18 protein-coding genes and 1 pseudogene are annotated in these 25733 nt (G+C 63.7%); 9 read left to right on the top strand and 10 right to left on the bottom strand.

What is annotated here, in order from left to right; all coding sequences use genetic code 11:
* The first annotated feature begins 243 nt into the window (after positions 1-243).
* Complete coding sequence (locus tag ABD050_RS01585; protein ID WP_343887361.1) at positions 244-2235, top strand: hypothetical protein; 1992 nt, start codon at positions 244-246, stop codon at positions 2233-2235.
* Positions 2236-2608: 373 nt separating this feature from the next.
* Entirely contained in the window at positions 2609-4012 is a 1404-nt protein-coding gene (locus ABD050_RS01580; protein ID WP_343887360.1) for a carboxylesterase/lipase family protein, read from the top strand.
* Between the two features lie 695 nt (positions 4013-4707).
* On the opposite strand, the gene ABD050_RS01575 is transcribed toward ABD050_RS01580, so the two are convergent.
* The gene (locus ABD050_RS01575; RefSeq protein ID WP_343887359.1) at positions 4708-5721 is read right to left on the bottom strand and encodes a M48 family metalloprotease; all 1014 of its coding nucleotides are present in this window, start codon (positions 5719-5721) and stop codon (positions 4708-4710) included.
* Positions 5673-6425, bottom strand: coding sequence for a hypothetical protein (locus ABD050_RS01570; protein WP_343887358.1), 753 nt, complete (start codon positions 6423-6425; stop codon positions 5673-5675). The genes ABD050_RS01575 and ABD050_RS01570 overlap by 49 nt, the downstream gene beginning before the upstream one ends.
* Before the next feature lie 560 nt (positions 6426-6985).
* Between ABD050_RS01570 and ABD050_RS01565 the strand changes: the two genes are divergently transcribed.
* Entirely contained in the window at positions 6986-7375 is a 390-nt protein-coding gene (locus tag ABD050_RS01565; protein WP_343887357.1) for a hypothetical protein, read from the top strand.
* Between the two features lie 307 nt (positions 7376-7682).
* The gene (locus ABD050_RS01560) at positions 7683-9068 is read left to right on the top strand and encodes a methyl-accepting chemotaxis protein (protein WP_343887356.1); all 1386 of its coding nucleotides are present in this window, start codon (positions 7683-7685) and stop codon (positions 9066-9068) included.
* A gap of 301 nt (positions 9069-9369) precedes the next feature.
* Here ABD050_RS01560 and ABD050_RS01555 read toward each other — a convergent pair whose 3' ends face one another.
* The 4 genes and pseudogenes from ABD050_RS01555 to ABD050_RS01540 all read right to left on the bottom strand — a co-directional run bounded on the left by ABD050_RS01555 (position 9370) and on the right by ABD050_RS01540 (position 14098).
* Entirely contained in the window at positions 9370-10446 is a 1077-nt protein-coding gene (locus tag ABD050_RS01555) for a YajG family lipoprotein (protein WP_343887355.1), read from the bottom strand.
* A 160-nt stretch (positions 10447-10606) separates the two neighbouring features.
* Positions 10607-10685, bottom strand: a pseudogene (locus ABD050_RS01550).
* Positions 10686-11034: 349 nt separating this feature from the next.
* Positions 11035-11661, bottom strand: coding sequence for a hypothetical protein (locus tag ABD050_RS01545; protein ID WP_343887354.1), 627 nt, complete (start codon positions 11659-11661; stop codon positions 11035-11037).
* Positions 11662-12772: 1111 nt separating this feature from the next.
* Positions 12773-14098, bottom strand: coding sequence for a glycoside hydrolase family 1 protein (locus ABD050_RS01540; RefSeq protein ID WP_343887353.1), 1326 nt, complete (start codon positions 14096-14098; stop codon positions 12773-12775).
* A 103-nt stretch (positions 14099-14201) separates the two neighbouring features.
* On the opposite strand from ABD050_RS01540, the gene ABD050_RS01535 reads away from it, so the two are divergent.
* On the top strand, positions 14202-14531 hold the full coding sequence (locus tag ABD050_RS01535; protein ID WP_343887352.1) for a type II toxin-antitoxin system ParD family antitoxin: 330 nt from the start codon (positions 14202-14204) through the stop codon (positions 14529-14531).
* 5 nt (positions 14532-14536) lie between these two features.
* Entirely contained in the window at positions 14537-14836 is a 300-nt protein-coding gene (locus ABD050_RS01530; RefSeq protein ID WP_343887351.1) for a type II toxin-antitoxin system RelE/ParE family toxin, read from the top strand.
* A gap of 9 nt (positions 14837-14845) precedes the next feature.
* On the opposite strand, the gene ABD050_RS01525 is transcribed toward ABD050_RS01530, so the two are convergent.
* The 4 genes from ABD050_RS01525 to ABD050_RS01510 all read right to left on the bottom strand — a co-directional run bounded on the left by ABD050_RS01525 (position 14846) and on the right by ABD050_RS01510 (position 20376).
* Entirely contained in the window at positions 14846-15055 is a 210-nt protein-coding gene (locus tag ABD050_RS01525; protein WP_343887350.1) for a hypothetical protein, read from the bottom strand.
* A 506-nt stretch (positions 15056-15561) separates the two neighbouring features.
* Positions 15562-16476 (bottom strand): sulfotransferase domain-containing protein, encoded by a 915-nt coding sequence (locus tag ABD050_RS01520; RefSeq protein ID WP_343887349.1) that lies wholly within the window; start codon positions 16474-16476, stop codon positions 15562-15564.
* A 187-nt stretch (positions 16477-16663) separates the two neighbouring features.
* The gene (locus tag ABD050_RS01515; RefSeq protein WP_343887348.1) at positions 16664-17374 is read right to left on the bottom strand and encodes a DNA alkylation repair protein; all 711 of its coding nucleotides are present in this window, start codon (positions 17372-17374) and stop codon (positions 16664-16666) included.
* Between the two features lie 110 nt (positions 17375-17484).
* Positions 17485-20376: an autotransporter outer membrane beta-barrel domain-containing protein gene (locus ABD050_RS01510; RefSeq protein ID WP_343887347.1), complete on the bottom strand. Its 2892-nt coding sequence runs from the start codon at positions 20374-20376 to the stop codon at positions 17485-17487.
* A 155-nt stretch (positions 20377-20531) separates the two neighbouring features.
* Here ABD050_RS01510 and ABD050_RS01505 point away from each other — a divergent pair, with 155 nt between their 5' ends.
* The 3 genes from ABD050_RS01505 (at position 20532) to ABD050_RS01495 (ending at position 25731) form a co-directional block, all read left to right on the top strand.
* Positions 20532-21185 carry a LuxR C-terminal-related transcriptional regulator gene (locus ABD050_RS01505; RefSeq protein WP_343887346.1) on the top strand — a complete coding sequence of 218 codons (654 nt, stop codon included), beginning with the start codon at positions 20532-20534 and terminating at the stop codon, positions 21183-21185.
* Positions 21186-21643: 458 nt separating this feature from the next.
* Positions 21644-23296, top strand: coding sequence for a ShlB/FhaC/HecB family hemolysin secretion/activation protein (locus tag ABD050_RS01500; RefSeq protein ID WP_343887345.1), 1653 nt, complete (start codon positions 21644-21646; stop codon positions 23294-23296).
* Between the two features lie 44 nt (positions 23297-23340).
* Positions 23341-25731: a two-partner secretion domain-containing protein gene (locus ABD050_RS01495; protein WP_343887344.1), complete on the top strand. Its 2391-nt coding sequence runs from the start codon at positions 23341-23343 to the stop codon at positions 25729-25731.
* Positions 25732-25733 lie beyond the last annotated feature (2 nt).

Genomic DNA, 25733 nt, shown 5'->3' with positions numbered 1-25733 from the left:
AACCCGGATCGTGTCGTACATAAGCGACACTATTGCCGTCAGGTTACTGAAAGACAATGAGCTTCATCCTCGCGGCAATACTTGCGAGAAAAGAGACGCCCATGTCGTTTCCGAACAATACAGGATCATGAAGGCGCGATAGTGCCGCGATCCGAGGCGGATTGATCGAGTCGATACTTGATACCGCCTCCTTCCACAGGGTCGCATCCCAGGGCCGGGGTCATTTATCCTGAGGAACCAGACATGACTGACCATATGCAAGATATCGAAGTGCTGGGCGATCTGCTCGGCCAGTCCGACGCGATTGCCGATCTGCTCCAGGCCAAAGGCGCATTCGAGGCTGCCTATGCCGCGTTTCGCGCCGAGGACGCGAAACAGTTCCAGGCAGTGATCGGGCGCGCGAACCTGCAAATCCACTGCGAGCGGATCTGCCACTGGATCCGCACCAAGGAATGCGTCTTCCTGTGCCTCGAGCTGGCCGGCCCGCCGACGGCCGCGACCGGGCTCGATCCGCGCGTGCTGGCGAAGGCGATCGCCCGGATCGGCGACGATCCGAAGCTGGCGCAGCATCTCGCCGACATCCTGGTCAAGCGCGACCGCGCCGGCTTCGCCGAGGTGCTGAAGCAGCTCGACATCCAGCCCTATGCCCATCTCTTCTGCCATTGGCTGTGCATCATCCGCTACCGGCTGGTGTGCCGCTGGATCTGCCATGTCGGCGCGATCGAGCGGCCGGTGCTCGCCGCCGAGCTGCAGAATGCGGCGCGGGCGATCGCCGTGCTGTTCAGGGACGAAAAGTCCTTCCGCGCCGCGGTCGCCGCCTCGACGGCGGGGGATACGGCGAAGCTGGGCGCGGCGATCAGCGCGGCGCGGCTCGGGCTGCGGTGCCACTTCGTCTGCGAATTCTTCTGTTCGTGGCGCTGCGTGCTCGTCTGCCTGACGCTGGCGCGGCCCTGGCCGTTCAGGATGATCGAAGGGCCGGCCCAGATCCGCGAGGCGCATGCCTTCGCCGCCGCCTTGGTCAGGCTGGCGCAGAACCCGACTGACCTGATGCGCTTCAGCACCGCCGTCGGCACCGGCAATGCCGATGCCTGGGCCGCGCTGGTCAAGCAGGACAAGCTCGACGCCTTCGCGCTCCAGCTCTGCCACTGGATCTGCGGCTGGCGCTGCGTGCGCTTCTGCAAGCTGGTCTGCGTCAATGTCGATTATCATCCCTGGTTCACCCATATCGGCGATTTCGGCGTGATCGGCGGCGGCGATATCGATGCGGGGACCGGCCTTACCGTCGCCGCGCGCGGCGGCCATGGCGGGCCCGGTTTCGGCTTTTTCGGCGGGCTGAGCCTGCGCGGCTTCTGCCCGAAGAAAGACCCTGCCCATCCGGCCGAGAATATGGCGTATCGCTTCCTGTTCCAGCCGGCGGGCGCGGCGCAACCGACCCCGATCGGGCCCGGTTTCGTCTCCGAGGTGCTCGTCGGCACGCGCCACTGCCTGTGGAACGGCGATCCCAACACGCTGCAGACCATCCGCATCCGCGGCACAAACCCCACCCCGACGCCGCCAACGCCGACGCCCGATCCGACCCCGCCCGACCATTTCATCGTGCCCGATCCGCAGGGCTGGATCGCAGTGGATCAGGACGCCCTTGACGATGCCTTCAGCGGCTATCTGATGGGCTTCAACTCGGCTGCCGGGATCGTGCCCAACGGCCCCGCCCCGACCAGCGTGCTGGCCGGAACGGCGGTGCCGGTTGCCGAGCAGAAGAATGGCGTTGATTGCGCGATCATCTTCCAGGCGACGCGCGTCAGCACCATCGCCGCGGTCAATGGCGGGGCCGCGCCCGACTATACCAACCAGATCGGCAAGGTGCGGATCAACAACTGGAGCCAGGTCGCGTTGCTCGACCTGCTTCAGTTCCACAGCGGCGGCGGCACGCCCTGCTCGCCGCTCGGCACTGATCTCGACATCGAATATACCGTCGATCACGAGCTGATCGCCGGCTGGGGCATCAGCATGACGACCGCGTCGGGCGCCACGCTGACCAACCCGCCGCCGCCGCCCTCGACGCCGCGCGGCGGGGCCGGCACGCATCATGAGGACATTTCGGGCTGGCCGACCTGTTCCTACACGATAACGCTGACGACCAGGCGGCGGCTGACCAACGGCCTCAACGACGACACCGACTGGCCGGTGTCGAAGACCTTCTGCATCGGCCGGCGCGTGGTGAAGCCGGCGCCCTGAAGGTAACCCGACGCACCCCATCCTTCCGCCCGGCGCCATCGGGCGGGAGGATGGAAGCTGTGTCGCAGCGCGATCAGCGTGCGCTTATTCGATCAACCCCTTTTGCTTCCCCGGGGAGAAGAGACGGCCAGAGCGCCGAACGCTAAATCTCATCCGTTCGTCCTGAGGTGCCATCGAGGTGCCGCGCAGCGGCGTATCGAGAGGGCGTATCGAAGGACAGGCTCCGCGCGACAACCTGTCCTTTCGTCGAAGCACGCGTTTCACCATTCCCGGCCATCCCGAATAAATGCTCCCAAGCGACCACGATTCAGGTCAGTATGGAATGTCAAAAGGCGACCGGCAGAGGCGCGGCACCGCCATCGAGGAGAAATGCATGATCCGTTTCGCACCGACCCTCGCGATCATCGCGACCAGCCTCGCGATCGCAGGCACAGCGCATGCCGCCGCCCTGCAGGTCACCATCGCGACCGGCGCGCTCAAGGGGGTCGAGGCCGATCACATCGTCTCCTTCAGGGGAATCCCCTTCGCTGCCCCGCCCGTCGGCCCCCTGCGCTGGCGGGCGCCGCAGCCCGCCCGGCCCTGGAAAGGCGTCCGCGATGCGAGCGCCTATGCCAATGATTGCATGCAGCTCCCCTTCCCCAGCGACGCGGCCCCGCTCGGCACGCCGCCGGCCGAGGATTGCCTCTACGCCAATGTCTGGAAGCCGGCCGGCGCCCGGGGCAAGCTGCCGGTGCTGGTGTGGATCTATGGCGGCGGCTTCGTGAATGGCGGCTCCTCCCCGCCGACCTATTCGGGCGCCGAGCTCGCGAAGAAGGGCATCATGGTCGTCAGCTTCAACTATCGGCTCGGCCGGTTCGGCACCTTCGCCCACCCGCAACTGACCAAAGCTGATCCGGACCACGGATTGATCGGCAATTACGGCTATATGGACCAGCTCGCCGCGCTCAACTGGGTGAAGCGGAACATCGCTGCTTTCGGTGGCGATCCGGCGAAGGTGACGATCATCGGCGAAAGCGCCGGCGGCATGTCGGTGCACATGCTCCTCACCTCGCCCATGGCGAAAGGGCTGTTTGCCCGCGCGGTCATCCAGTCGGGCGGCGACGGCGCCGGCATGGGCGCAACCGATCTCGCGACGGTCGAGAAGATCGGCCTGGCCTTCGCCGCCTCCAAGGGCATCGCCGGGCAGGATCCGGCAGCGCTCGAGAAGCTGCGGGCGCTCCCAGCGCAGGAGGTGGTCGACGGCCTCAACCTGGCGACGATGCAGCGCCCCGGCCCGCGCACCGCGAGCGGGCCCTTTGCCGACGGCAAGCTCGCGGTCGATGTGAAGGCAGCCTATGCCTCGGGCCGCTTCGCCCCCGTGCCCGTGATGATCGGCGCGACCAGCGACGATATCGGCGGCAAGGACGGCTTCATGATCAAGGGCGCGCGAGACCTTGCCGGCGCGCTGGGCGCCAGGGGCGTGCCGGTCTTTTACTACCGCTTCTCCTATGTCGCCGATTCGCTGCGCGGGCCCGACACCCGGGGCGCGAGCCATGCCAGCGACATCCCCTATTTCTTCGACACCGTCGCCATCAAATACGGCGCGGCGACCACCGCGCGGGATCGCGCCGTCGGCACCTCGATCAGCGGCTATCTCGTCAACTTCGTGAAGACCGGTGACCCGAACGGCAAAGCCCTGCCCTCCTGGCCGCGTTTCACCCCGGGCGGCGGCGAGATGATGGATTTCACCGCCGACGGCGCGCCCGCGATACGGAGGGATGACGGCACGGGCGGGTGACTCATCAGCGTTGAAACGTCGCCCGGCGAGCCACTCCCTTCTTCTTCCTTCACTTCCCCTTCCCTGGCGAAGAGTTCCGGGTCGGATCGTCCCCCGGACGATCCTTGAACATGCGGGGCATGTTCAACCCGGAACTGGGCCCGGTTGGGGGACGACCGGGAACGGAGAAAAGGGGACACTATACTTAACTGAGCCGAAGCCACAGTCGAGCTTGGTCGCGAAAAGAGTTAAGTATAGTGTCCCCTTTTCTCCCCTTTTCTCCATGACGACGGAAATCCCAGAGATTTTAAGGCGCTTGCTTTCAAGAAGCTTGATACGGCGGTCCAAGGGCTGACAATCGCGGAGGCAAAAGCAGGGTTAGCGGTGGCGTTCGGCGTACCTGAGTCCGCGATCCAGATCACAATCCATGCTTAAGGCCCTGAACGTAGCATCCGCCGCGCCCCGGCAGCGTTCATCGCAATCCGCTCACCGGATTGACCCTGAAACGGCACAGGTGCGGGCCTTTCTTGCCGCCGGTCACCCGACGCCGCCTTCTGTGTTTTGGTTGTCAGACGTTTGCGGGCCTGCATTGTGATCATTTCGGCGATCCATTTCTTGCTATGACCACTAAGCCTGCCACGCGTTCGACGCCATCTTGATCGGCGCAATTTCCCGTTACAGCATCGCGTTTGGCGGCGCATGTATTTCTCAACGTATTAGTTGGGGCACAAACCTGACAGTAAACTACCGAGGGTTGCAAGGGAGCGCTTACTTGCCTCCCAGCCCTCCTGTGCGCCTGGATTCTTCCGTAGGGTTTCAGCGAAATCGGGTTGGTTTTCAATTTGAGGAAATGCCACCTCTGCCATGTCTCTGAGCCGGCAGGCTGCGGGCGGATGATCGCCAAAGTTATCAGGGTCCGGGTCAGTTTCACTGTAAGCGAATAAGGTCATTATTGGAATAGCACCCATCACTAGAGCGCCAGTCTTTGTGGTCACGTCGATTGCGTATTGATCTGCAGCGGCCTCCTCCCTGCGGATTAAAGAAATTCTTTCAGCTTTTGTCAATCCGGAGGGAAATTCCCGAGTTGTATCGCCATGAACATGATGAGCGAGCTCATGAGCAAAAATGAAAGTAAGATTATCGATCATCATTTGCACGGCGGGGCCGGATGTTTCGGCAACGGCTTGGGTAATTTGCTGAGTCGGTTCATGGAGGTAATTCAAAAATGGCGGGGTATCAATTATACTATCGCCCCTTACATAACGCTCCCCATTCTCCTCGGAAACTTGAACCGTGTCCGACAAGAACTGGCCAAAGGCATCCAATTCATTTAACTTATAAGCAACCAGATAGTCTTGGCACATAACGTAAGACAACATCATGAACCCATCCCCGAATTCAATCTCTCTGTTATCACTGTTATTGACAAAGGCATGCGCTAGCGCGAACTCGGAGCGATGCTCGGTTACTTCAACATCAATCGTTGCGAGCAAACGTCTTTCATTTTCTGGGATGACCTTGCTAATATTAGGGATCACTACCCTTTGCAGGGTTCGCCTGGCTGCGAGAGCGACCTGATGCCGATACGCAATTTCTTGATCTTTCGTCATCGGGCGCAATGTTTCAACTTGCGCGAAGGAAGGCGGCGCCAACACCACTGCTCCGAATAACACTAACGCCGTTATCGCTGACCGGACACCTGCGGTTCGGCGCTCATTGTATCCATCCACGGAGAAATCTCCTCAATCGCTTGGCGTTCTGTAGGAATTTCGGTTTTGGTGGGATCGCCGCCGGTTCGCTTCCAGGCTGCAAGTGCGGTCGCTTTCCCAGTTGCGCTAATGATCAGACTGTCGCGGTAGGCAGATAGTGGCGAGATCGCCCTTTGCGCGTCTTCCGCCGTTGCTGGATCAAGGCCTTGGAGCTTGAGAGCCAAAAACGTGTTGATTGCGCGAACTAACCGGCGAGTCTGGAGAATATTTCCCGTGTCGAGGTATCGCTCTGTGCGAGCCACATAAGCCTTAGGCACAGGTGCCTCATGCTGCGTGTCCGGCGCCGACATAGTGGCAGAGGAGGGAAAGACCGCAGGGTAGTATGGCTGAGCTTGGGGAACTGCAACCGGCTGGGCCGTTGGGGGTTCTTTGCCGCGTAGCTCCTTCTGATTTTGAACGGGGCTTGAACCAGTCGTCTGCGAGACCTCTAAAGGCATCGCTAGAGCAAGGCAGATGATAATCGATCCAAAGAGCGCAAAGAAAACACCGGGGCCAACCTTCTGCAACCGGACCTTCCAATTAAAAACTGATATGTCGCCTGCCTGTTCGGTTACAATCCCTTTCAAAAATAGATTTGAACCGAGATACAAAGACATTCCTGCGATCAGTATGATGCTGATTCTTTCGATTGCTCTCGCCCAGCTCGCGACTTCCATATCCATCATGCAGCCTCGATATTGTTGCAGAACTCGCTATCGATCTGGCCGCGCGATCGAAGAGGGGCTACCGCACCGTACGAAACGCAGCTCCAGATCACAATTATACGGGTTCGTAACATTTTCAAATTTTTGATATACATCCGAATTGGATCAATTTCCTCGTCCTGAACTTGATCACGGCCATGAACCCACAGTGACCGCCGGTAGTGTGAGGTTCGGGCATGTTAAGGTAGGTCCCGCGTAGGTCCGATTCTGGCGAGTGACCGAGCCAAGGCACCTTCGCTAGGCAATCCTCGATGCACGAGTTTGCTTTAATTTGGGTGGGGCTTCGAGGGATAAGGGAGGAGATAAGGGAGGAGATAAGGGGACACTATACTTAACTGGGAGATAAGGTGGGAGATAAGGGGACACTATACTTAACTGAGCGGAAGCCACGGTCGAACCTGGTCGCGAAAGCAGTTAAATGGAGTGTCCCCTTATCGTACGTAGCTTCCGACCTGGCGGTTGGCTAATTGACGGTCATTGCAATAGGTTCGTCCCAACGAAGGCCAGGCGAGTGGTTGGGCATGGAGTTCATATTTGAGATATTGCTCCAATTTTTGGGCGAGATTCTGCTTCAGGTGTTTTTCGAGTTTCTCGCTGAACTGGGCGTTCACAGTCTCGCTGACACTTTGAAGAAGCCAAAAAATGCGGTGCTGTCCACTATCGGCTTCGTCTTGTTGGGGGCGATGGCTGGCGGGGTCAGCCTGTTAATTCTTCCAAAATCGCTGATACCCAACCTCGTCTTCCGTAAAGTCAACCTTCTCGTAACCCCGTTGGCGGCCGGCGGGGTGATGATGCTGATCGGACGGCAGCGGGGCAAACGAGGGCAGAACCTGGTCAGGTTGGACCGATTTGGCTATGCCTTTGTCTTTGCCCTTGCGATGGCAGTTGTTCGCTACATTGGCGCGGAATGACCTGGCTTTTCGAGCATCATCTGGATTGTAGAATTTCCGCGTACGTCCTCGGCCATGGCGCCCGAGGCCCCCAGTGACGCCAACAGGGCGTTGGCGCTGACGGCCACGAGGCGGAAGCAGCTTTGCGGTCATCGCCCGATCCTGATTGCCCTCGCGCGACGCCGGATGGCGATATGCCGCTGCGACGATCAATCCGGCCGCCTCTTCGGCGGTATCCGTCATTGCCACCATAATGGTCACAATGTCGAATCAACATTAACCAGATAATGAGCTCGTCATGGCAGAGCAGCGACCGGGGGAGACCGCAATGCAGGCCGTACAGCACGTACAACAAGTGTCAGTCGAACAGAGCAAGCTGAGCCTTACTGACGAGGAGATCAGTTCACGGGCGGTGTTGTACAATTCGGATCCCGATTTCGGGGCTGACCTGCGCACCTTCTGGTCGCTGGGCAAGCCCGCGGCCGAGGAGATCATCCGGTCCTATTGGCACGACAAGGTCTGCGCCAGGATCCGCCCGGAAATCTGGCGGGACAATCCGCAACTGACCCCGGAGGGCGTCACCAACCGCGCTCTGGTCCGCTTCGATCGCCTGCTCGGCGGGCCGATCGACAGCGCCTGGGTGAAATATTCGGCTGAGCGCGCCCATCGCGTCAAGGTGCTCGGCCTCTCGCTGATGCAGTCGATGATTCAGCTCGCTGACCTGTATCGCGACATGGCCAGCCTTGCGCGCACCCTGTTTGCCGACGATCCGGCGCGCGGCGAACGCGTCGCCAGCGCGATCGGCAAGTTCGGCATCATCGAGACCGAGGTGACCGTCGCCGAGCTCGCCGCGACCGAGCGCGCCGGCGCCACTGCGCTGCGCTCGACGATCGGCGACAGGTTTCACGCCATGTCGCGCGACCTGCTGAGCGCGACCGTATCCGACGCGCATGATCTGCATAAGCGCGCGACGGCGACTGCCGCCTCGGCGCGCGGCATGCTCGGCCACACCGCCGACGTGGCCGCGGCGGCCGACCAGTCGGCCGTGGCGATGAACGACGCGGCGCGGACCGCCGCGATCCTGATCGACACCATCTCGGTGACCGAAAAGGAAGTCGCCGCGGCGACTGAAGTGGCCGCGCGCGCCGCCAACCAGTCGACCCGCGCGGTCGATGCCTCGCAGCTTCTGTCCGATCATGCCAAGTCGATCGAATCCATCCTCGGGCTGATCCGCGACATTGCCGGGCAGACCAACCTGCTCGCGCTCAACGCGACGATCGAGGCAGCGCGCGCCGGCGACGCAGGCCGCGGCTTTGCCGTGGTGGCGCAGGAAGTGAAGACCCTGGCCAGCCAGAGCGCCCGCGCGACCGACGACATCGCGCTCAAGATCGCGGCGATCCAGGCGGCGACCGGCGAAGTGGTCGACGCCAATGGCTCGATCCACCACACGATCGACGAGGTCCAGGCGCATGCCGGGCGCATCCAGGACGCAATGAACCGCCAGACCCAGACGGTGACGGCCATCACCAGCGCGGTCGATGAGACTGCGCTCGCGGCGCGGTCGATGGCCGAGAATGTCGCCGTCATCCGCTCGGCGACTCAGCATGTCGCGTCCGAGATCGAGGAGGTCGAGAATGGCTTCCGCCTGGTCGACGAGCGGCTGATCGCGCTCGAATCCGAGACGGCCACCTTCATCGAGCGCATCGCCGCCTGATCCGACCGGCGCCGGCGCGCCCTTTACGCGCCGGGGCGGGCCCGCAATAAAAAGAAGATACGGGGACAGACCGACGGGAAAGTCCCAGGGGCCGCCGATCCGCCCGATTGGCTGCTCACGACCACTTGTTGTCGTTCCCAGCTCATTTTCGGGGCCCTGAAAGCCGCGGGTCCGCTCTCACCCCTATCCTGCACTCCCGAGGGATTCCCAATCGGCGGGCTCTGGTGGTCACGCGTTACTGGGCTTTCCGGCGCACGGCCCTCGCATAACTGCCGTTCTCCAGGACGATTTGGGTTGGCAATCAGCGATCACCATAGCGCCGGGCTATGCGCTCGGTACGCTGAGCTATCCCCTTGGCAGGATCGAGCTGGACGATCTTCGCGCCCGTACGATTCATCGCGGCCAAGGCGGCTGGCCAATGTTGGTCGGACAGCGCGATGAAGACAGTCACCTTCGACAACGACCGATCAGGCAGCGTCGAGGCTATCTTCTTCAAAACAGTCAGAAGGTTCGGTTCGGAGAGCGATGCCAGCGCCACCTTGTCGGCGTAGCTTTCGGTCAGCGCGTCGTGGACCCATGTCTCCGATACGGCATAGTCATCCGCACTCGGGAGGCGGAGGACGGTGGTGGACGGCGTTTCATTGTCACCGATCAAACGACCGACCGCCTCGCGCAGATAGCCGTGCCATTCACGTTCGGTGTTGGTTTTTGGCCCGAACAGCGGAGCAAGAAACGCTGCCTTCGTGGCTGCTTCGTCGCCGATCTGCGCAGCGAGAACCTTGCGGCCCGTTGCCAATGCATCATCCCAAGAGATTGGATTGATTGGCGAAACCTTTCCATCGATGAGATCAACCGCAATGTCGATCGTGGCGGGATCGGACACAAAGTCCTCGGCAGGGATCACGACGGGAATTATTACCTGCTTGCCGGCGGGCGAGAAGCGTGGATCGCCCCGCCAATGGATGGAACTAACTGAATGGGGCAGCGCCTTGATGTAATCGACCGGGACGATATCGGACAGGGCGAGCGCACGAACCAGCTTGCCCCCCGCACCGTAAATTACCACGACGTTCGGCCCATAACCCGTGCCATGCCAGTCATCGAACGTGACGGCATACGCGCCATCGTCCCGAACGAGAGCCGATACCGGGGCGACGTCATTTGCAATTTGATGCTCCCAGGCCACCTGCCAGCGCTTGCCCACCAGTCGCTCCAGCCGCGCGTTCGCAACCGGTACGCCGCCCTTCCTCTGTCCGGCGGGATCGACGTTTTTGACCTTGTCCTGGAAATAACCGAGCTGGCTCTTGAGATCGCGCGGAGTGACGATGATGCGGGCGTGGCCAGCGCAGGAGGTATAGGTGGTAGTCGTCGGCAACATCCAGCTATCGGCACATGATGGTGCGGGCGTGATGGAAACCAAGATCGTAGCCAGGGCCAACAAACCCGGTGCGCGAGATATCCTCATTAGCTCACCCTTAAAGATACAATGTATCATTCCCGAGTGATGTCGCGCAATCCCTGCCCCGGTCGAAAACCATTGCCAGCGGCAGGGGATCGAACCCGCACCCGTTTTCGGGATCGCTGTAGCGATACGTCTACCAATTCCGTCACGCTGGCACGTCGATTGTGGCGAACCGGCCGGGGCATCGCAATAGCCGCCTTCGGCGCGTGCGTGGTGGAGACTTGTCGGGCAGCTTCAAGATGCAGAACGATGAAACACGCCGTTGAAGTACGATTTTTCATCCTACCCGGAGATAAGGGGACACTTTCACCCGGAGATAAGGGGACACTATACTTAACTGAGCCGAAGCCACAGTCGAGATTGGTCGCGAAAGCAGGTTAAGTATAGTGCCCCCTTATCTCCTGGGCCGCCTGCAGTCAGGCAGCTTTCCAACCGGATAACCTGCCGTTCGACTATTAGGCAGGCCGTATAGATCGATGGCGCCGGAGCGGCCAAAAGTGTCGGTTAGCTACCGTTCGCAGATGGGGGAGCCACCGGTCCAGTATATTTTTGTAGCGCGCCTTGTTCAACCAGCCCGTTAAGAGCTTCCGTGAATGCTCGGTTCCACATGCCGGTCAAGCCAACGCGCGAAAACTTTTCCTGAATGCCGTGGCCAGACGTCGTCAACGTTGCGACTACCGTATGAGTCGCACGGTCGTAAATCTGCCAATCGATCGAAAGTGTCACATCGCCCTTCTCGCCGTTCACTGACGAGCAGACGTTGAGCGTGTCGGGATGGACGACCGCACCGATGAGAAGGTCGGCCTTGTTCTTGTCGCTATCGTCGGCGAACAGGTTAGCCGAGACCGTCACAACGTGGAAACCAAGCGCGCTCATTTTCTCGGCAAAGAGCTGGTCGTATCGCTCGTAATCCTCAGACTTCTTTTGCTTGGGAAGGATTGCTTCGATCTTCGAGGGAAAGACACAGAGCGTGCCGCCCTTCAACTTGCCGGCGACGGGGCGCGATTCTGTGTCAAGGATAACCTTGCTCAGTTGAACCGTTTTTGCTCCGGGCGAGGGCTCCTCTGCCGAGCAAGGTGGTGCGGCAAAAGCCAGCGCCGAGCAGGACAGCGCGAATAGAAAAGACTTCATGTAAATTCCCCCCGGAAACTTGTTGTGTCGGCTTAGTCTCGCACGATTTCGCGATCAAGTACCGGGTGGGACTCGGCCGAAACGGCCCGACCGACCAGGCTGGGAACGACAAGGCGGGATAAGGGGACACTATCCTTAACTGAGCCGAAGCCACAGTCGAGATTGGTCGCGAAAGCAGTTAAGTATAGTGTCCCCTTATCTCCTCGATCGAGATTGGTCGCGAAAGCAGTCAAGTATAGTGTCCCCTTGTCATTGGTTTAGACCATGGGCCACCATCCGCATTCCGAAAACCCGACGCCATTCCAGAATAGCTAACCCATGCCGTTCATAAGTTCGCGGTTCGCCACATCCAGAAGACTGCAAACCCGACTATCAGTGCATCCCCAATCATGACGCCCCAGAAGTCATTGGGCTCTGCATTGCGCCAAACCTCGTGTCCACGAAACCTGGTATGACCTCGTCTCATCGCTTTGGCGATCCGCCAACAGGCCCATGCGCCCAGAGCGACATATACGATCTCAAGAAGGATGGTCTTGACCAGTTCGGCCTCCCCGACATGCGCACATACAGACCTGATTTAGCCAGTCATCCCGCCCCGCGCCATGCGGAACGGCGGCAATTGGGTCGGCTGCCGTCAGACCGATTTCCTCCGCAGCCTCCCGCCCCGCTGCCGGCGCATCGGGAAAGAGGCATCGGTCGGCGAACAAGCTGACGGCGCGATACCCTGATTCAACCTCATCGCCGCCCGTGCCACGGCGCGATCCGACGCAGCACCTCTCCGGCGCACCGCGTCGCCGCTCTTTCTCAGCTTGAATATCTTTCGATGACCGGCGCCGGCTGTCAGTCCGCCTAACGCCCGGCGCGCTGGCTGTTAGCTGGCTGATACCTGGCTGATACCTGGCTGATAACTGCCGGAACAGCCAGAAAGCTGGCTGATATGCTGGCTGTTACCTGGCTGTTACCTGGCTGTTATCGGGTAACAGCCAGCCCGGCCACAACCATCTGAAAATACGCCGGAAATCCCGTTCTGAAATCCAACATAACAGCCAGAAAAACAATGTTCGCGAATAACAGCCAGCTCGTCGCCGCTTTCCCGCGCGAGGGGCGCGCCTCAGATCCGGTTCGCCTTCGCAATCGCCCCGAGGTGAAGCGCGCTCGGCCGCGGCGTGCGGCTGAAGCTCTCGCGGTCGACCGCGACCAGACCGAACGGCACGCCATAGCCCGAGGTCCATTCGAAATTGTCGAGCAGCGACCAGTAGAGATAGGAGTGCACCGGAATGCCCTCGTCGATGCATTGCCGCACCCCGTCCAGCGCCTGGTCGATAAAGGCGATGCGGCGGGCATCGTCATTGGTCGCGATGCCGTTCTCGGTGACATAGATCGGCTTGCCGATCGCGGCATGCGCCCAGCGGATCGTCGCGGCGAGCGCCTGGGGGTAGAATTCATAGCCCGACAGGGTCAGCTCGGCGCCGGCGGGCGGCGGCACGAACCCGTTCGGGTCGACGCGGAAGCGGGTATAGGTCTGCACCCCGAAGAAATCGGCATGGCTGCGCGCGACCTTCACCCAGTCGCCATAGAGCCGGTCGCGATACTGGTCGGCGAGCGCGGCCGGGCCGACCGCCTGGATGTCCTGGGTGGTGAGCGTGATGCCGACGGGGAGGTCGGGCCGCGCCGCCTTGATCGCGTCATGGCCCTTGCGGTGCGCCTCGATCATCACCGGCGTGACGATCGCCGGATCGGCATAGGCAAGGCGCGAGAAGCGCGGTGAATCGATCGCCTTCGCCGCCGCGGCGATCGCCAGGCGCGCCTTGGGGATGCCGGCGGCGAATTGCGGGAAGAGGTTTACCAGCAGCGCGATATTGGCTTCGTTGAAGGTCGTCGCGAGGTACATCAGCCCGCCGAGATGCGCCGCCGCCCTGCCGCAATAGCGGGCGAACAGCTTGGGCGCGTCGCTTGCCTCGAAGCCGCCCCGCGCCGCGAACCAGAGCGGCACGGTGAAATGGTTGAAGGTGACGACCGGCCTCAGCCCATGCGCGCGGCAGGCCTCGAGCACGCGGGCATAATGGTCGAGCTCGGCGTTGGAGAAAAAACCCTCGCTCGGCTCGATCCGCGCCCATTCGATGCCCATCCGGTAGCAGTTGAAGCCGAGCCGGGCGGCGAGCGCGATATCCTCCTCATAGCGGTGATAGCTGTCGCAGGCGTCGCCCGAGCGCTCCTTGAACATGCTCGGCTTGAGATTCTCCATCAGCCAGGCATCGGTGTTGGTGTTGTTCCCCTCGCTCTGATAGCCCGAGATCGCGGTCCCCCAGAGGAAATCGCGCGGCGCGGGTCGCCGCTGCGCCGAAGGCATCGCCGCCGCCGGGGCCGCGACCCCCGCCGCCAGCGCGCCCGCCGTCACGATCAGCTCGCGCCGCGATACGTCACCCGTCTCGGCCATTCCTGCGTCCTCCCATGCCATGCTGAAGCCGGCCTCTGGCGGGCGGCTTTTTCCTCACTCACTCTATTGTTAATGTGAGCCAGCGCGAATGCAAAGCAAAGAGATGGCAGCGAAAATGCCGGGGCCGCTCTTGATATCTATTATCGGCGGGCTAACATTCCCTCCGGAGGTAGCCATGGCCAGCAGCGTCGATCTCGGTGAGAAGCTCGAAGCCATTGTCGGCCGGCTCGTCAAGTCGGGCCGCTACAATTCCCGCAGCGAAATCCTGCGGGAGGGCGTTCGGCTGATCGATGAGCGGGAAACCCGGCTTGCCGCGCTGGACGCATCGATCGCCCGCGGCCTCGACGATGCTGCGCGCGGTCGGGTCCACGACATCGATTCGGTCGCTGCCACGCTCGATGCCAGATATGCGGACGCGGCCAAGGCCGGCTGAACGCAGTGAAGGTCGTCCTGACGGCTGAAGCGCTTGGCGACCTCGAGCGGATCGGCGACTATATCGCACGGGACAATCCGATGCGCGCGCGCAGCTTCGTCGCGGAACTACTCGACAAGGCGCGCGGCCTCGCCACCATGCCCCAGGGCTTTCCGGTGGTGCCCCGCTTCGCCCATCTCGGCGTTCGTCGCCGGGTGCACGGCGGCTATCTGATCTTCTACCGGGTGGAGAAGGATCGCATCACCGTGCTTCATATCCTCCACGGCGCGCGGGATTATGAGGCGCTGCTGTTCCCGGACGAATAGGCGGGCGGCCTATTTGGCCGCATATTGCCCGGGCTCGGCGCCGAAATGCTCCTTGGCATGGGCGCGGGCGGCGGTGGCGGTCGGGAAGATCTCGTCCTGCAGGGTCGAGGTCACGATCGGGTAATGCTGCGAATTATAGCGGGTGTCGCGCACTGTCAGGCGATAGCTGCCTTCCTCGTTCTTCTGGATCAGGAAAGGCTTTACGGGGATTCTGGACATGGGAAGCTCGATTCTTCTGGCCCTCTCCCGCTGGCGAGAGGATCGGGATGGCGGCCTTGTCTTCCGACACAGGGACAAGCCCCCGACCATTGCGTCTCATCGCGGCTTATGTTCACAAGCGTAAAAGCCAGTGCTGCCGGACGCGATCCAGCGCTCGCGATGCGGGAGCGCCAACCCGGTTGATATCGGCGCTCGGGGCAAGCACGTCAAGGGCGGGCCCTGCGGGAAGAATGCCCGACGGGGTCGCCGGAGACGGCGTGCAGTTGAATCGCTTCCCGTTTGGCCGCGACGGCCGTAATGCAGAATATCGTTGTACGGCGACGAGACCAGTCAATCTGCCCGCGTTGGGCGTCGCCAGGTGATCCAGAGAGTCGGGGGGGGATTGTCCCGGATCGACTCGCCGCCGCACTTCGACATGATAGTCTTTCGTGATCCAATTTACTTTAACAATCTCAGCATTTACCATTAATATGGTTGCATCTTGATCGTTCCGTCAGTGTACTGCTTCACACCGCCCGCGAGCCACCTGCAAGCCATCGCGCGCAGACCGGGCCCAGCTCGGCCACGCTGCGCGTTTCATAGTCGGTGACGTCGCGCAGGGTGAGCGTATCGCGCCAGCGGCCGTTGATCCCCTTGTTGATGAAGGTCTCCGCGCCGCCATCCCAGAAGACGCCGCCGAGCGGCGCTGCCTTGCCGGCATTGGCCTTCATCCAGGCAAAGCCGCAATGCTCCACCATCGCCGGAAATCGGGCCGGGTCGACCTGGATGCCGAGGAAATCGGCGATGCGCCGCATCTCGCCCGGCAGGTCGCGCTTCAGGTCCTCATAATGGACGAGCAGCACATTCGGCAGCTCCTTGATCGCCCACCAGCTGCGGACATGGTCCCAGAAGGGCCAGAAGGGCGCGCCATCCTCGTCGAGCCAGGTGCGGAAATAGCGGCGCAGATCGGGGTCGGCGGGCGGGATCGGCGGGCCGACCCGGCCCGGGCTGTCGTTGATCGCGGCATACCAGGCCTGGTTGGCGTTGGCGTGGTGGTTGTGCATGCTCCAGATCACGTCGCGGCCGTCGCGGGCGACATAGATGTAGCGGGCGATATGGTCGACGACGAGCGCGTCGACCGGCAGATGGGTCTTGAGGAAACGCCGGTGCGTCTGCGCCTCGACCGCCGGCAGCTTCACTTCCTTGGGCGGCACGCGCAGGTCGAGCCAGGGCGAGAGCTCGGCGACGGTCACGTCGGGGTCGCCCGCGAAGATCAGCTGGCCGACGATCTGCTGCATCCAGGTGGTGCCGGACTTGCCGTAGGTCGCGATGATCACATCGTCGTCGCGAAAGGCGAAGTCGTTCCAGATCGTCGAATCCATGTGATGATTGTGCATCTCGCGGCGCTTCATCGGCGCGGCGGGCCACAGCTTCGTTGCCATTCTCACTTTGCTCCCTGGGCCTTGGGCCTTGGCTTTGTCTGAAGGGTACAGCGCGGCGAGCGGATCTAGGGGGGGCCGGGGGTCGCCGCGCTGTGCGATGATCCCTGCGCATGCGGCGCGAGTCGGGCAATTCGCCTGCGCCGAAGATGCGACGGGTGCGACGAAAAGGCAGCCGCCCTTGCCGGCGTCAGGCCTTCCCCTTCCCCTTCCCCGCGGCCCCGATATTCTTCAGCGCCTCGCGCCGGCTGAGCCCGCTCAGCCGCCCCGCATTCGCCGCCACATAGCGCGACACCTCAGCCGGATCGGTCCAGGCATATTGGCGCAGCGCCCAGCCGATCGCCTTGCGCAGGAAGAACTGTTCCGAGGCGATCGACGGTTCGATACAGGCGTAGAGCAGCTCGAGATCGGTATCCGCCTTCGCCTTGATCTGGACGAGGATCGCGCTGCGGCGTTTCCACATGTCGTCGTCCTGCGCCCAGGCGCGCATCAGCGGCTTCATCGCCGCCGGATCATGCCGCAGGATATCCCAGAGCCGCTGGGTGGCGATGGCATCGACATAATCCCACCAGGCGCCGGTGACGATCATCTCCTCGTAGAGCGGGAGCGCCTCGATCGTCTGGAAGGCCCGCGCGGCGCGGACGCCGGTCAGCTCGATCGCTGCGTAGCGCTCCTCGCGGAACCGTGCGCCGCGCCAGATCGCCAGCACGTCGCGCTGCCATCCGGCGGCGTCGCGCCAGGCGAGGTCGGCAAAGACCGCCTTGCAGGCGGCCCGCAGCGGCACCGTCGAGACGCCGAGATAGGGCATGGCCGACTTCATATAGGCCTGCATCGCCGGTGCCCGTGAGGGATCCGCGATGGCGGCAAGTCGGGCGTGGAGGGTTGCGGCGAGCTCAGTCATGGCATTGCCGGCGATAGCAGAAGCCGGCGGGCACGGCAGCAGGCAACGCCCCGACACGACATGGGCCGCCCCTTGCGGGACGGCCCATGCGCGTTGGCTTCGGAGGGGGATCAGAAGCGGAGGCGGACGCCGGCGCGGCCGCCATAGCCCTCATAATCGCCGCCGTCAGCGTAGCGGCCTTCGAAGAAGCCGCTGATCTTGCCCTGGTCGGAGCCGATGTTCATGCCGAGCGTGCCCTCGCCATAATCGCGGATCCGGTCGTTCGAGAACAGCACCGTCTGGCCACCGCTGACGAAGGCGACCTGGTCCCTGCCCTTGAACTCATGGACGTAATTGCCGCCGGCATAGAAGGACACCTTGGCCGGGCCGATATCGGCGACATAGCCGATCCGGGCGCCGCCCTTGCCGCGGACGCCATCCTGCTGGTCGAAGCCGAAGGTGCCTGAAGCGACGGTGAAGTCGTCCATGTCGGTGTGCGTGTAGGAGACGCTCGCCGCCGGCTCGATGAACAGGGTGGTGCCGAGGCGGAAGCCGATCTCCGCCTTGCCGCCATAGACCGAGCCCTGCAGGTCGCGGCTGTAGCGACCGGTCAGGCTGTTGTTGCTGCCCCAATAATGGTCATATTTGGCGAGCGCGTTGAGGAAGAAGCCGCCGGCCGAGTAATTGGCGTAGACGCCGCCGTTCACGTCGTCGAAGTTCATCCGGTCAGCTGAATTGGCGAAGTTCAGGTTCGAATTGAGATAGCCGCCGGTGATGCCGAAAGCGAAGCCGCCGCTGCCGAAATCAACGCCCATCTGGCCGCCGAAATAATCCTGCTTGTAGCCGAGATTGACCTGGTTGGTGATGCCGAAATTGGTCACCGTCCGGCTGCTCGTCCGCTGCTCGACCTGGCCGAGGGCCTGGGCCCAGACCCTGCCGCCGGCGCCACCGGTGCCGTTCGCTGCGATATTGTCGCGCAGCTCGCGCATATGGCCGGTCCAGGCATCGCCCGATTGCAGCCACAGGTTGCGCACCGCCTCGCCGAAGATGGCGGCACGGTACACGCCCACACCAGGAGCACCGACCAGATTATAGGCGAAGGTCGTCGGGTTGTAGACGATGCCGTACTGGATGAGGCCCTGGTCGACATTGCCGTTGGCGAGCGTGAAGGCATTGGCGCTGGATCCGGCACCGGCCTGGACCAGGGTTGCCGCCGTACCCAGCACCGCTGCGTTGGTGCCGAGGATGGTCAACCCGACCTGGGTCGAGCCGGTGGCGGCGCCGCCGATGCGAAGCTGATCGGTGTTGACGCCGGCACCGCCCGGAATAACGTCGAGGCCGAGTGCCGCCGCGCCGCCGCCGCTATAGGTGCCCGGCAGGACGAGCACGTCACCGACATGGCCGTTGCGCAGGTCGACCAGCCCGGAATTGTTGAAGGTCTCGAGCCCGGCCATCGTGATCGTGCCAGCCGTCGCAGCGTGGCCGAGCACGGTGAACGTCCCCGAATTGGTGAAGCTGTCAGTGCCCGCGCCGAAATCGGCATTGGCATTGGCAAGATAGGTGCCGCTGTTCGTGAACTGGTCGTTGCCGGCGCCGTAGAGGCTCACTGCGGTTGCGTTGAAGATGCCGCTGTTGGTCACGACATCGGCATTGTCGCTGAGCGCGATGCGCCCGTTGATCGTGCCGCTGTTGTTCAGCGTGACCGCACCGCCATTGGCGACGAGGGCGTAGCTGGCGCCGCCCAGCGTGCCGGCATTGTTCACCTTCGTGCTCGTGCCCGAGGTGATCGTCGCGCCATTGGCGCCGCCGGTGAGCGTGCCGCCCGCCGCCAGATTCACCACGGCGTCAGTCGCCGCGACCACAGTCACGCCGTCCGACGTCGCCGAATTGTTGGCGCCCGCCAGCAGGACGCGAACCGAGCCGCCCGTGCTGGTGGCGACGACACCCGTCGATGCCGCACCGGTAGTGGTCACGCCGTTCGTCGTCACATTCACTGCGCCGCCGCCATTGGCGACAACGCCGCGGCTGCCGGCGCCGGTGGTTGCGATCGTGCCCGTGGTCGCAACGGTGACGGCGTCGGTCGCATTGACGTTGATCGCATCGGCGTTCGCGCCGGCCGTGGTGATCGGGCCGGTGCCGGTGACGGTTGCGGTCGCCGAGGCGATCGGGCCTGCCGGGATCGAGATACCGGTCGAGCCGGCACCCAGCGTCGAGACGGTGTTATAGGTGACGTTGGCACCCTGGGCTCCGGTCGCGACAATGCCGCGCGCATTGTCACCGGCGGTCTGGACCCGCGTCGACGTCGTGCTGGCGATGCCGTCAGTCGACGTGACGAGGATGCCGTCGGCGCCGAGACCGCGGGTCTTGACGCTCGCCAGGTTGGCTGTCGCTGCACCGCCGGCCGCATTCACGATCGCGCCGGTCGCGCCGGCGCCCGTCGTCGAAATCGTTCCGCCGGTGACGGTGGCGGACCCGGTGCCGCCGGTCTGTGCGAGCACGCCGGTCGAGCCGGCACCGCCGGTGCCGATCGAGCCGACATTGACCAGCACGTTGCCGGTGCCCGACACTGCCGAGGCGCCAACGGCACCGACGCCGGTGGTGGTGATGTCGCCGGTCGTGGCGGCGATGTCGCCGCTGGTGGTCGTGAGCAGCGCACCGAACGCGCCGTCAGCGCTGGTGGTGATCGTCGACGTCGGCGAGCCCTGCAGCGTCAGCGACTGGGTGGTCGCCACAGCGCGCACACCGGGGTTGAGGCCGCCGGTCGTGTCGATCACCGTGTCGGGGTTGAGGACGATCGTGAGATCGGCCGGCGGCGCGACATAGGTGACGCCGTTCGCATAAGGATTGTTGGCTGCGACACAGGTGACGGTGCCGGCGGCAGCGCCGCCGCATTCGTCCTGGGCAAAAGCCGGCTGCGTTGCCGCCACCATGGCGAGCGCGCCGAGGCCTGAGCTGATGAGGAGCCGTGCCCTGGCGCCATGAGAAGAAGTGAAGGCGCGAACAGAGCGATGCGAAACGATCATTGTAACCGGTCTCCTGAGAAGGTCCCCCCGGTCGAATTTTGTCGCCCTAGATGCAACTCAACCACCACGCCACTCGTATGACTACTAGCGCAAGCGAATGTAACGCCTGCGAAATTTTCGACCGGCGCGTAAATCAGGCCGGTTCAGGAGGGGTAATGCTGCTCGACATTTCGAGACCGACCGAGCCCGATCATCTGCCGCCGGCGAACGATCGCGGGATGGACATGTCGCGGCGACTGATGGCCGCCGTGGCGCAGGCGCCGACTGCCTTTGCGATCTGTGACGACCGTTTCAGGCCAACCTTCGCCAATGACGCGGCCCGCCGCCTGATCGGGCTCACGGCGGCTGAGCCACTGCCCGATCATGGCCTGGGCGAGCTGGTTTCGGCCTGCTCGACCGGGCCCGAGACGATCCGCGCCGCCTTGACCGCGGGCGGACACTGGCAGGGCCGCTTGCGGCTCGCCGTGCCGAAACTGCTGGCCGGTGGCATCGATGTCCAGGCAACCATCTCGTGCTTCGGCGTGGCGGAGACCGGGATCCTGATCAGCGCGACCGTTCCGGAAGCGATTGCGCCGTCGGACGAGGAACTCATCCGCCGATCCCCGCGACTCAGCGAGCGCGAGCGCGAGGTGGTTCTCGGCCTGTTGCACGGCGGATCGAACAAGTCGGTCGGGCTCATGCTGAAGCTCAGCCCGCGCACGGTCGAGTTTCATCGCGCGAAACTGATGCTGCGGTTCGGGGCCAGGTCGCTCATGGGGCTGCGCACCGCGATTCTGGAAGAGGCAGCCGCGGCCACCGACCGCCGATAAAGCCCGCTCGGCGCCTCGGACCAATCGGGGCCCCAACACCTGTCAGCGTCACAAAGCATGAGACACTGCGCCCATTTGCCCGTCTCTCCGTTGAGTATTTGAATGGTCAGTATCCGTAAGTAATTCTACTTAAATGGTCGATCATATGAGGGTAAAGTCCCACGTTGCGCGAGCGGCGCATTCGATTTATTCACCGGAATGGTCGCATACTTTATCATTTCCGGAAGCACTCAATAGTTAATTACCCGTTAATATTTTTATTTTATTTAGAGCGGAACAATCGAAACAGTACGGAGTATTTACTGATTGAACCGTATCAACCGAGATATCGTGTTCTGACCACATCCGTTACCGGTAGAGGAGCAACCTCGCTGGACCGGCACTGACTGGCTGCCACTGCTCGCTGCGAGCGGCGGCCGGCGTACCCAGGTCTGCGGCGTTTCTTGCGAGGTAATTCTGTGAAATCGGGGATTTTCATCACGGCGGCGCTGCTGGCGTCAAGCCAGGGCGCGCAGGCGCAGGTCGTCACCGGCGGCGGGCAAATTCAGCAGATTCCGCCCGCGCCCGTCGCCCCCAAGCCAGTGCCCGACCTCCAGCTCACCCCGCGCGCGCCCGCGCCGGATACCGGCCCGGTCGGCGCCCCCATCCAGGTCAACGCGCTCCACATCACCGGCGCGACGCTGTTTCCCGAACCCGTACTGATCGCGGCGGGCCGTTTCGCGCCGGGCTCCTCGCTCACCCTGCGCGACCTGCGCGGCATCGCCGCACGGATCTCGGCCTATTACAACAGCCGCGGCTATTTCCTCGCCCAGGCCTATCTCCCCGAGCAGGACATCAAGGACGGCGTCGTCACCATCGCGGTGATCGAGGGCCGCTACGGCAAGGTCGGCGTGCAGAACCACACCAACCTGTCGCCGCGCGTCGCAAACGGCGTGCTGGCCGGGCTCGACAGCGGCGATGTCGTCACCAATGCCCCGCTCGAACGGCGCCTGCTGCTCTTGTCCGACATTCCCGGCGTGACGGTGCACTCGACACTCGCGCCCGGCACCGAGGTCGGCACCACCGACCTCATCGTCGATCTCGCGCCGTCGCCGCGCATCACCGGCAGCCTCGAGGCCGACAATGCCGGCAACCGCTATACCGGCGCCTATCGCTTCGGCGGATCGGTCAACCTCAATGATCCGACCGGGCTCGGCGACATGCTCTCGCTGCGCGTCCTCGCCTCGACCGAGGGCCTCGCCTATGGCCGCGCCGCCTATCAGGTGCCGATCGGCAACCTCACCCTCGGCGTCGCCTATGCGCATTTCCGCTATGATCTGAGCCACGAATTCGAGAGCCTCGATGCCCATGGCAAGGCCGATATCATCACCGCCTTCGCCAGCTATCCGCTGGTCCGCTCGCGCAGCACCAATCTCTATGCGGTCGCAGCCTTCGACGCGAAGAAGTTCGTCGACCGGGTCGACCTGACCGCAAGCGAATCCGACCGGCGGAGCCGGGTCGTCACGCTCGGCCTCAACGCCGACTGGCGCGACCGGCTCGGCGGCGCGACCACCGCGTCGATCGGCTGGAGCATCGGCCATCTCGATATCGAGAGCCCGGTCGAACGCGCGGTCGACGACATCACCGCGCACAGCAATGGCGGCTTCAACAAGATCGCGTTCAGCCTCGCGCGCCTCCAGCATGTCGCGGGCCCCTTGTCGCTCTACGGCGCGGTGCGCGGGCAGGCAGCCTTCAACAATCTCGACAGCTCGGAGAAGATGGAGCTGGGCGGGGCGTACGGCGTCCGCGCCTATCCCGAGGGCGAGGCTTATGGCGACCAGGGCTATATCGCCACCGCCGAAGCGCGGCTGCGCCTGTCGCCGCAGGGCGTGCCCGGCCAGTTCCAGCTCATCGGCTTCGTCGATGTCGGCGAGGTCGATTACGCCCATGATCCCTGGTTCGCCGGATCGAACAGCGCGCATCGCAGCGGCATCGGCGGCGGACTGAGCTGGGCGGGACCCGAGCGGATCCTGATCAGCGCCACCTATGCGACCAGGCTGGGCAGCCAGCGGGTCACCTCGCAACCCGACCGGGCCGGCCGCTTCTGGTTCCAGATCGTAAAGCTCTTCTGACGCCGCTTCCCGCACGCGCTGACCCGAATTCGAGGACCGACATCATGACCAGCATCACCCGCCGCCTTTCCACAAGCACCGCCCTTCCCCGCTTCAGCCGGCTCGCCCTGCTCGGCCTCGCCGGATCGCTTGCCGTCGCCAGCGCCGCCCAGGCGCAGGACCTGCCGACCGGCGGCAGCGTCGTCGCCGGCAGTGCGCGGATCATCAACACGACCAACAAGGTGACGATCGTCCAGGCGAGCCAGGCAACCGCGCTCAACTGGGACAGCTTCAACATCGGCCAGGGCAAGATCGTCCAGTTCATCCAGCCCAACGCCAGCGCGGTCGCGCTCAACCGGGTGACCGGCAATGACGGCTCGGTGATCCTCGGCAGCCTGACCAGCAACGGCAAGGTCTTCCTGGTCAACCCGAACGGCGTGATGTTCGGCCAGGGCGCTCAGGTCAGCGTCGGCGGCCTCGTCGCCTCGACGCGCGGCATCTCGAACGCCGACTTCATGGCCGGGCGCTACAGCTTCGCCGGCAGCGGCGGCGGCGCAGTGCTCAACCAGGGGACGATCACCGCGCATGACGGCGGCTATGTCGCCCTGCTCGGCGCGACGGTCAGCAACGACGGGCTGATCTCGGCGCGGTTCGGCACGGTGGCGCTCGCCGCCGGCAATGCGTTCACGCTCGACGTCGCCGGCGATGGCCTGCTCAACGTCGCGGTCGATGCCGGCGCGGTCAACGCGCTGGTCCGCAACGGCGGCATGATCCGTGCCGATGGCGGCAATGTCCTGCTCACCGCGCAGGCCGCCGGGCAGCTGCTCCATACCGTCGTCAACAATAGCGGCGTGATCGAGGCGCATACGCTCCAGAACCAAGGGGGCACGATCAGGCTGATGGGCGACATGGCCAGCGGCACGATCAACCAGAGCGGCACGCTCGACGCCGGCGCGCCGAACGGCGGCGATGGCGGCTTCATCGAGACGTCGGCGGCCCATGTGAACATCGCGGACAGCTCGAAGATCAGCACCGCGGCGCCCGGCGGCGTGACCGGCACCTGGCTGATCGATCCGCAGGACTTCACGATCGGCGCGGGCGGCAACATCTCGGGTGCGACGCTTTCGGCTTTGCTGGTGACCAACAGCGTCACGATCTCGACGCTTCCCGGCCCGGACATGACGACGCCCGGCACCCCGCCGGTGACCAATATGGGCACCTCGTCGCCCGGCAATGGCGACATCAACGTCAATGACAGCATTGCCTGGACGGCAACGCCGAGCACCACGACGCTGCGTCTGAACGCAGTCCGCGACGTCAACATCAACGCCTCGATCACCGCGACCAACGGCAATGTCGTCGCCTGTTGCGGCCGTGACGTGAACGTCAATGCGGCGATCACCACCACGAACGGCAGCGTCCTGCTCAACGCCGGCCACAATGTGAACGTCAGTGCGGCGATGACGACGACCGACGGCAATATCGCGCTGTGCGCCGGGCTCAACATCCTGATCGCGGGCGCCGTCACCCTGACGCGGGGCAGCACGATCCCGTCGCAGAGCCTCGGCCTTCAGGCCGGCCTGCTGATGATCGCCGGCGCCGCCGGCACCGGCCCGGGCATCGCCGGCGGCACGGTGACGTTCGCGCCACTCGTCCCGCCGATTACCGTCACCGGGCCGAACGCGCTGGTCAACATCAACTACAACCCGGTCTCCTATGCGGCGCCGACCGACTTCTCGAACCGCTTCACCCTCAGCCTCGGTGCAGCGATCGTCCAGCATATGCTGCTCTTCCCCAAGGGCGCAAAGACCGCCGACGGATCGACCGCGACCACCCTCAGCGGCTTCAACACCACCGCCGCCTCGGGGGTGCCGGCCGGCGTGACTCTGGTGGCCGGCCCGAACGCTGTCGCCACTTTCGACAGTGCCGGCGCGGGAACCGGGATCGGCATCACCTATACCGGCTACAGCCTGGCGGGCGCCAATGCCGGCCAATATGCGCTGGCCGGCTCGTGCTGCGTCTCGACCTTCCGGACGACCGGCGTGATCACCGCTGCGGTGGTGGTCATTCCGCCGGTGGATGTCCCGCCGGTCGTCGTCCCTCCTGTCGACGTGCCCCCGGTCGTCGTTCCTCCCGTCGTGGTGCCTCCAGTCGTGGTGCCGCCCGTCGTGGTGCCGCCGGTCGTGACGCCGCCCGGTTCCACGCCGGTTCCGGTGACCGAGACCCCGATCGGCCAGTACCCGATCGCCGGCGCGGCACCGATCGGCGCATCGGGCGGCTATGAGCTCGCCGTGGTCAATGGCGGCGTCCATCTGCCCGGCGGGCAGCTCCAGTCGACCCAGCCGCTGGTCGAGGTGCCACAACCGGTCGTCGAAGTCCTGGCGCCCGCCCCGGTGGGGCCGTTCATCCAGCCGCTGCCGCGCACGCCTTATGCGCCCAAGCAGGATCGCAACTGAGC

The sequence above is a fragment of the Sphingomonas oligophenolica genome (assembly GCF_039522915.1).
GTDB lineage: Bacteria > Pseudomonadota > Alphaproteobacteria > Sphingomonadales > Sphingomonadaceae > Sphingomonas > Sphingomonas oligophenolica.
The sequence above is the reverse complement of the archived record's forward strand: the minus strand, read 5'-3'. Positions and strand labels throughout refer to the sequence as shown.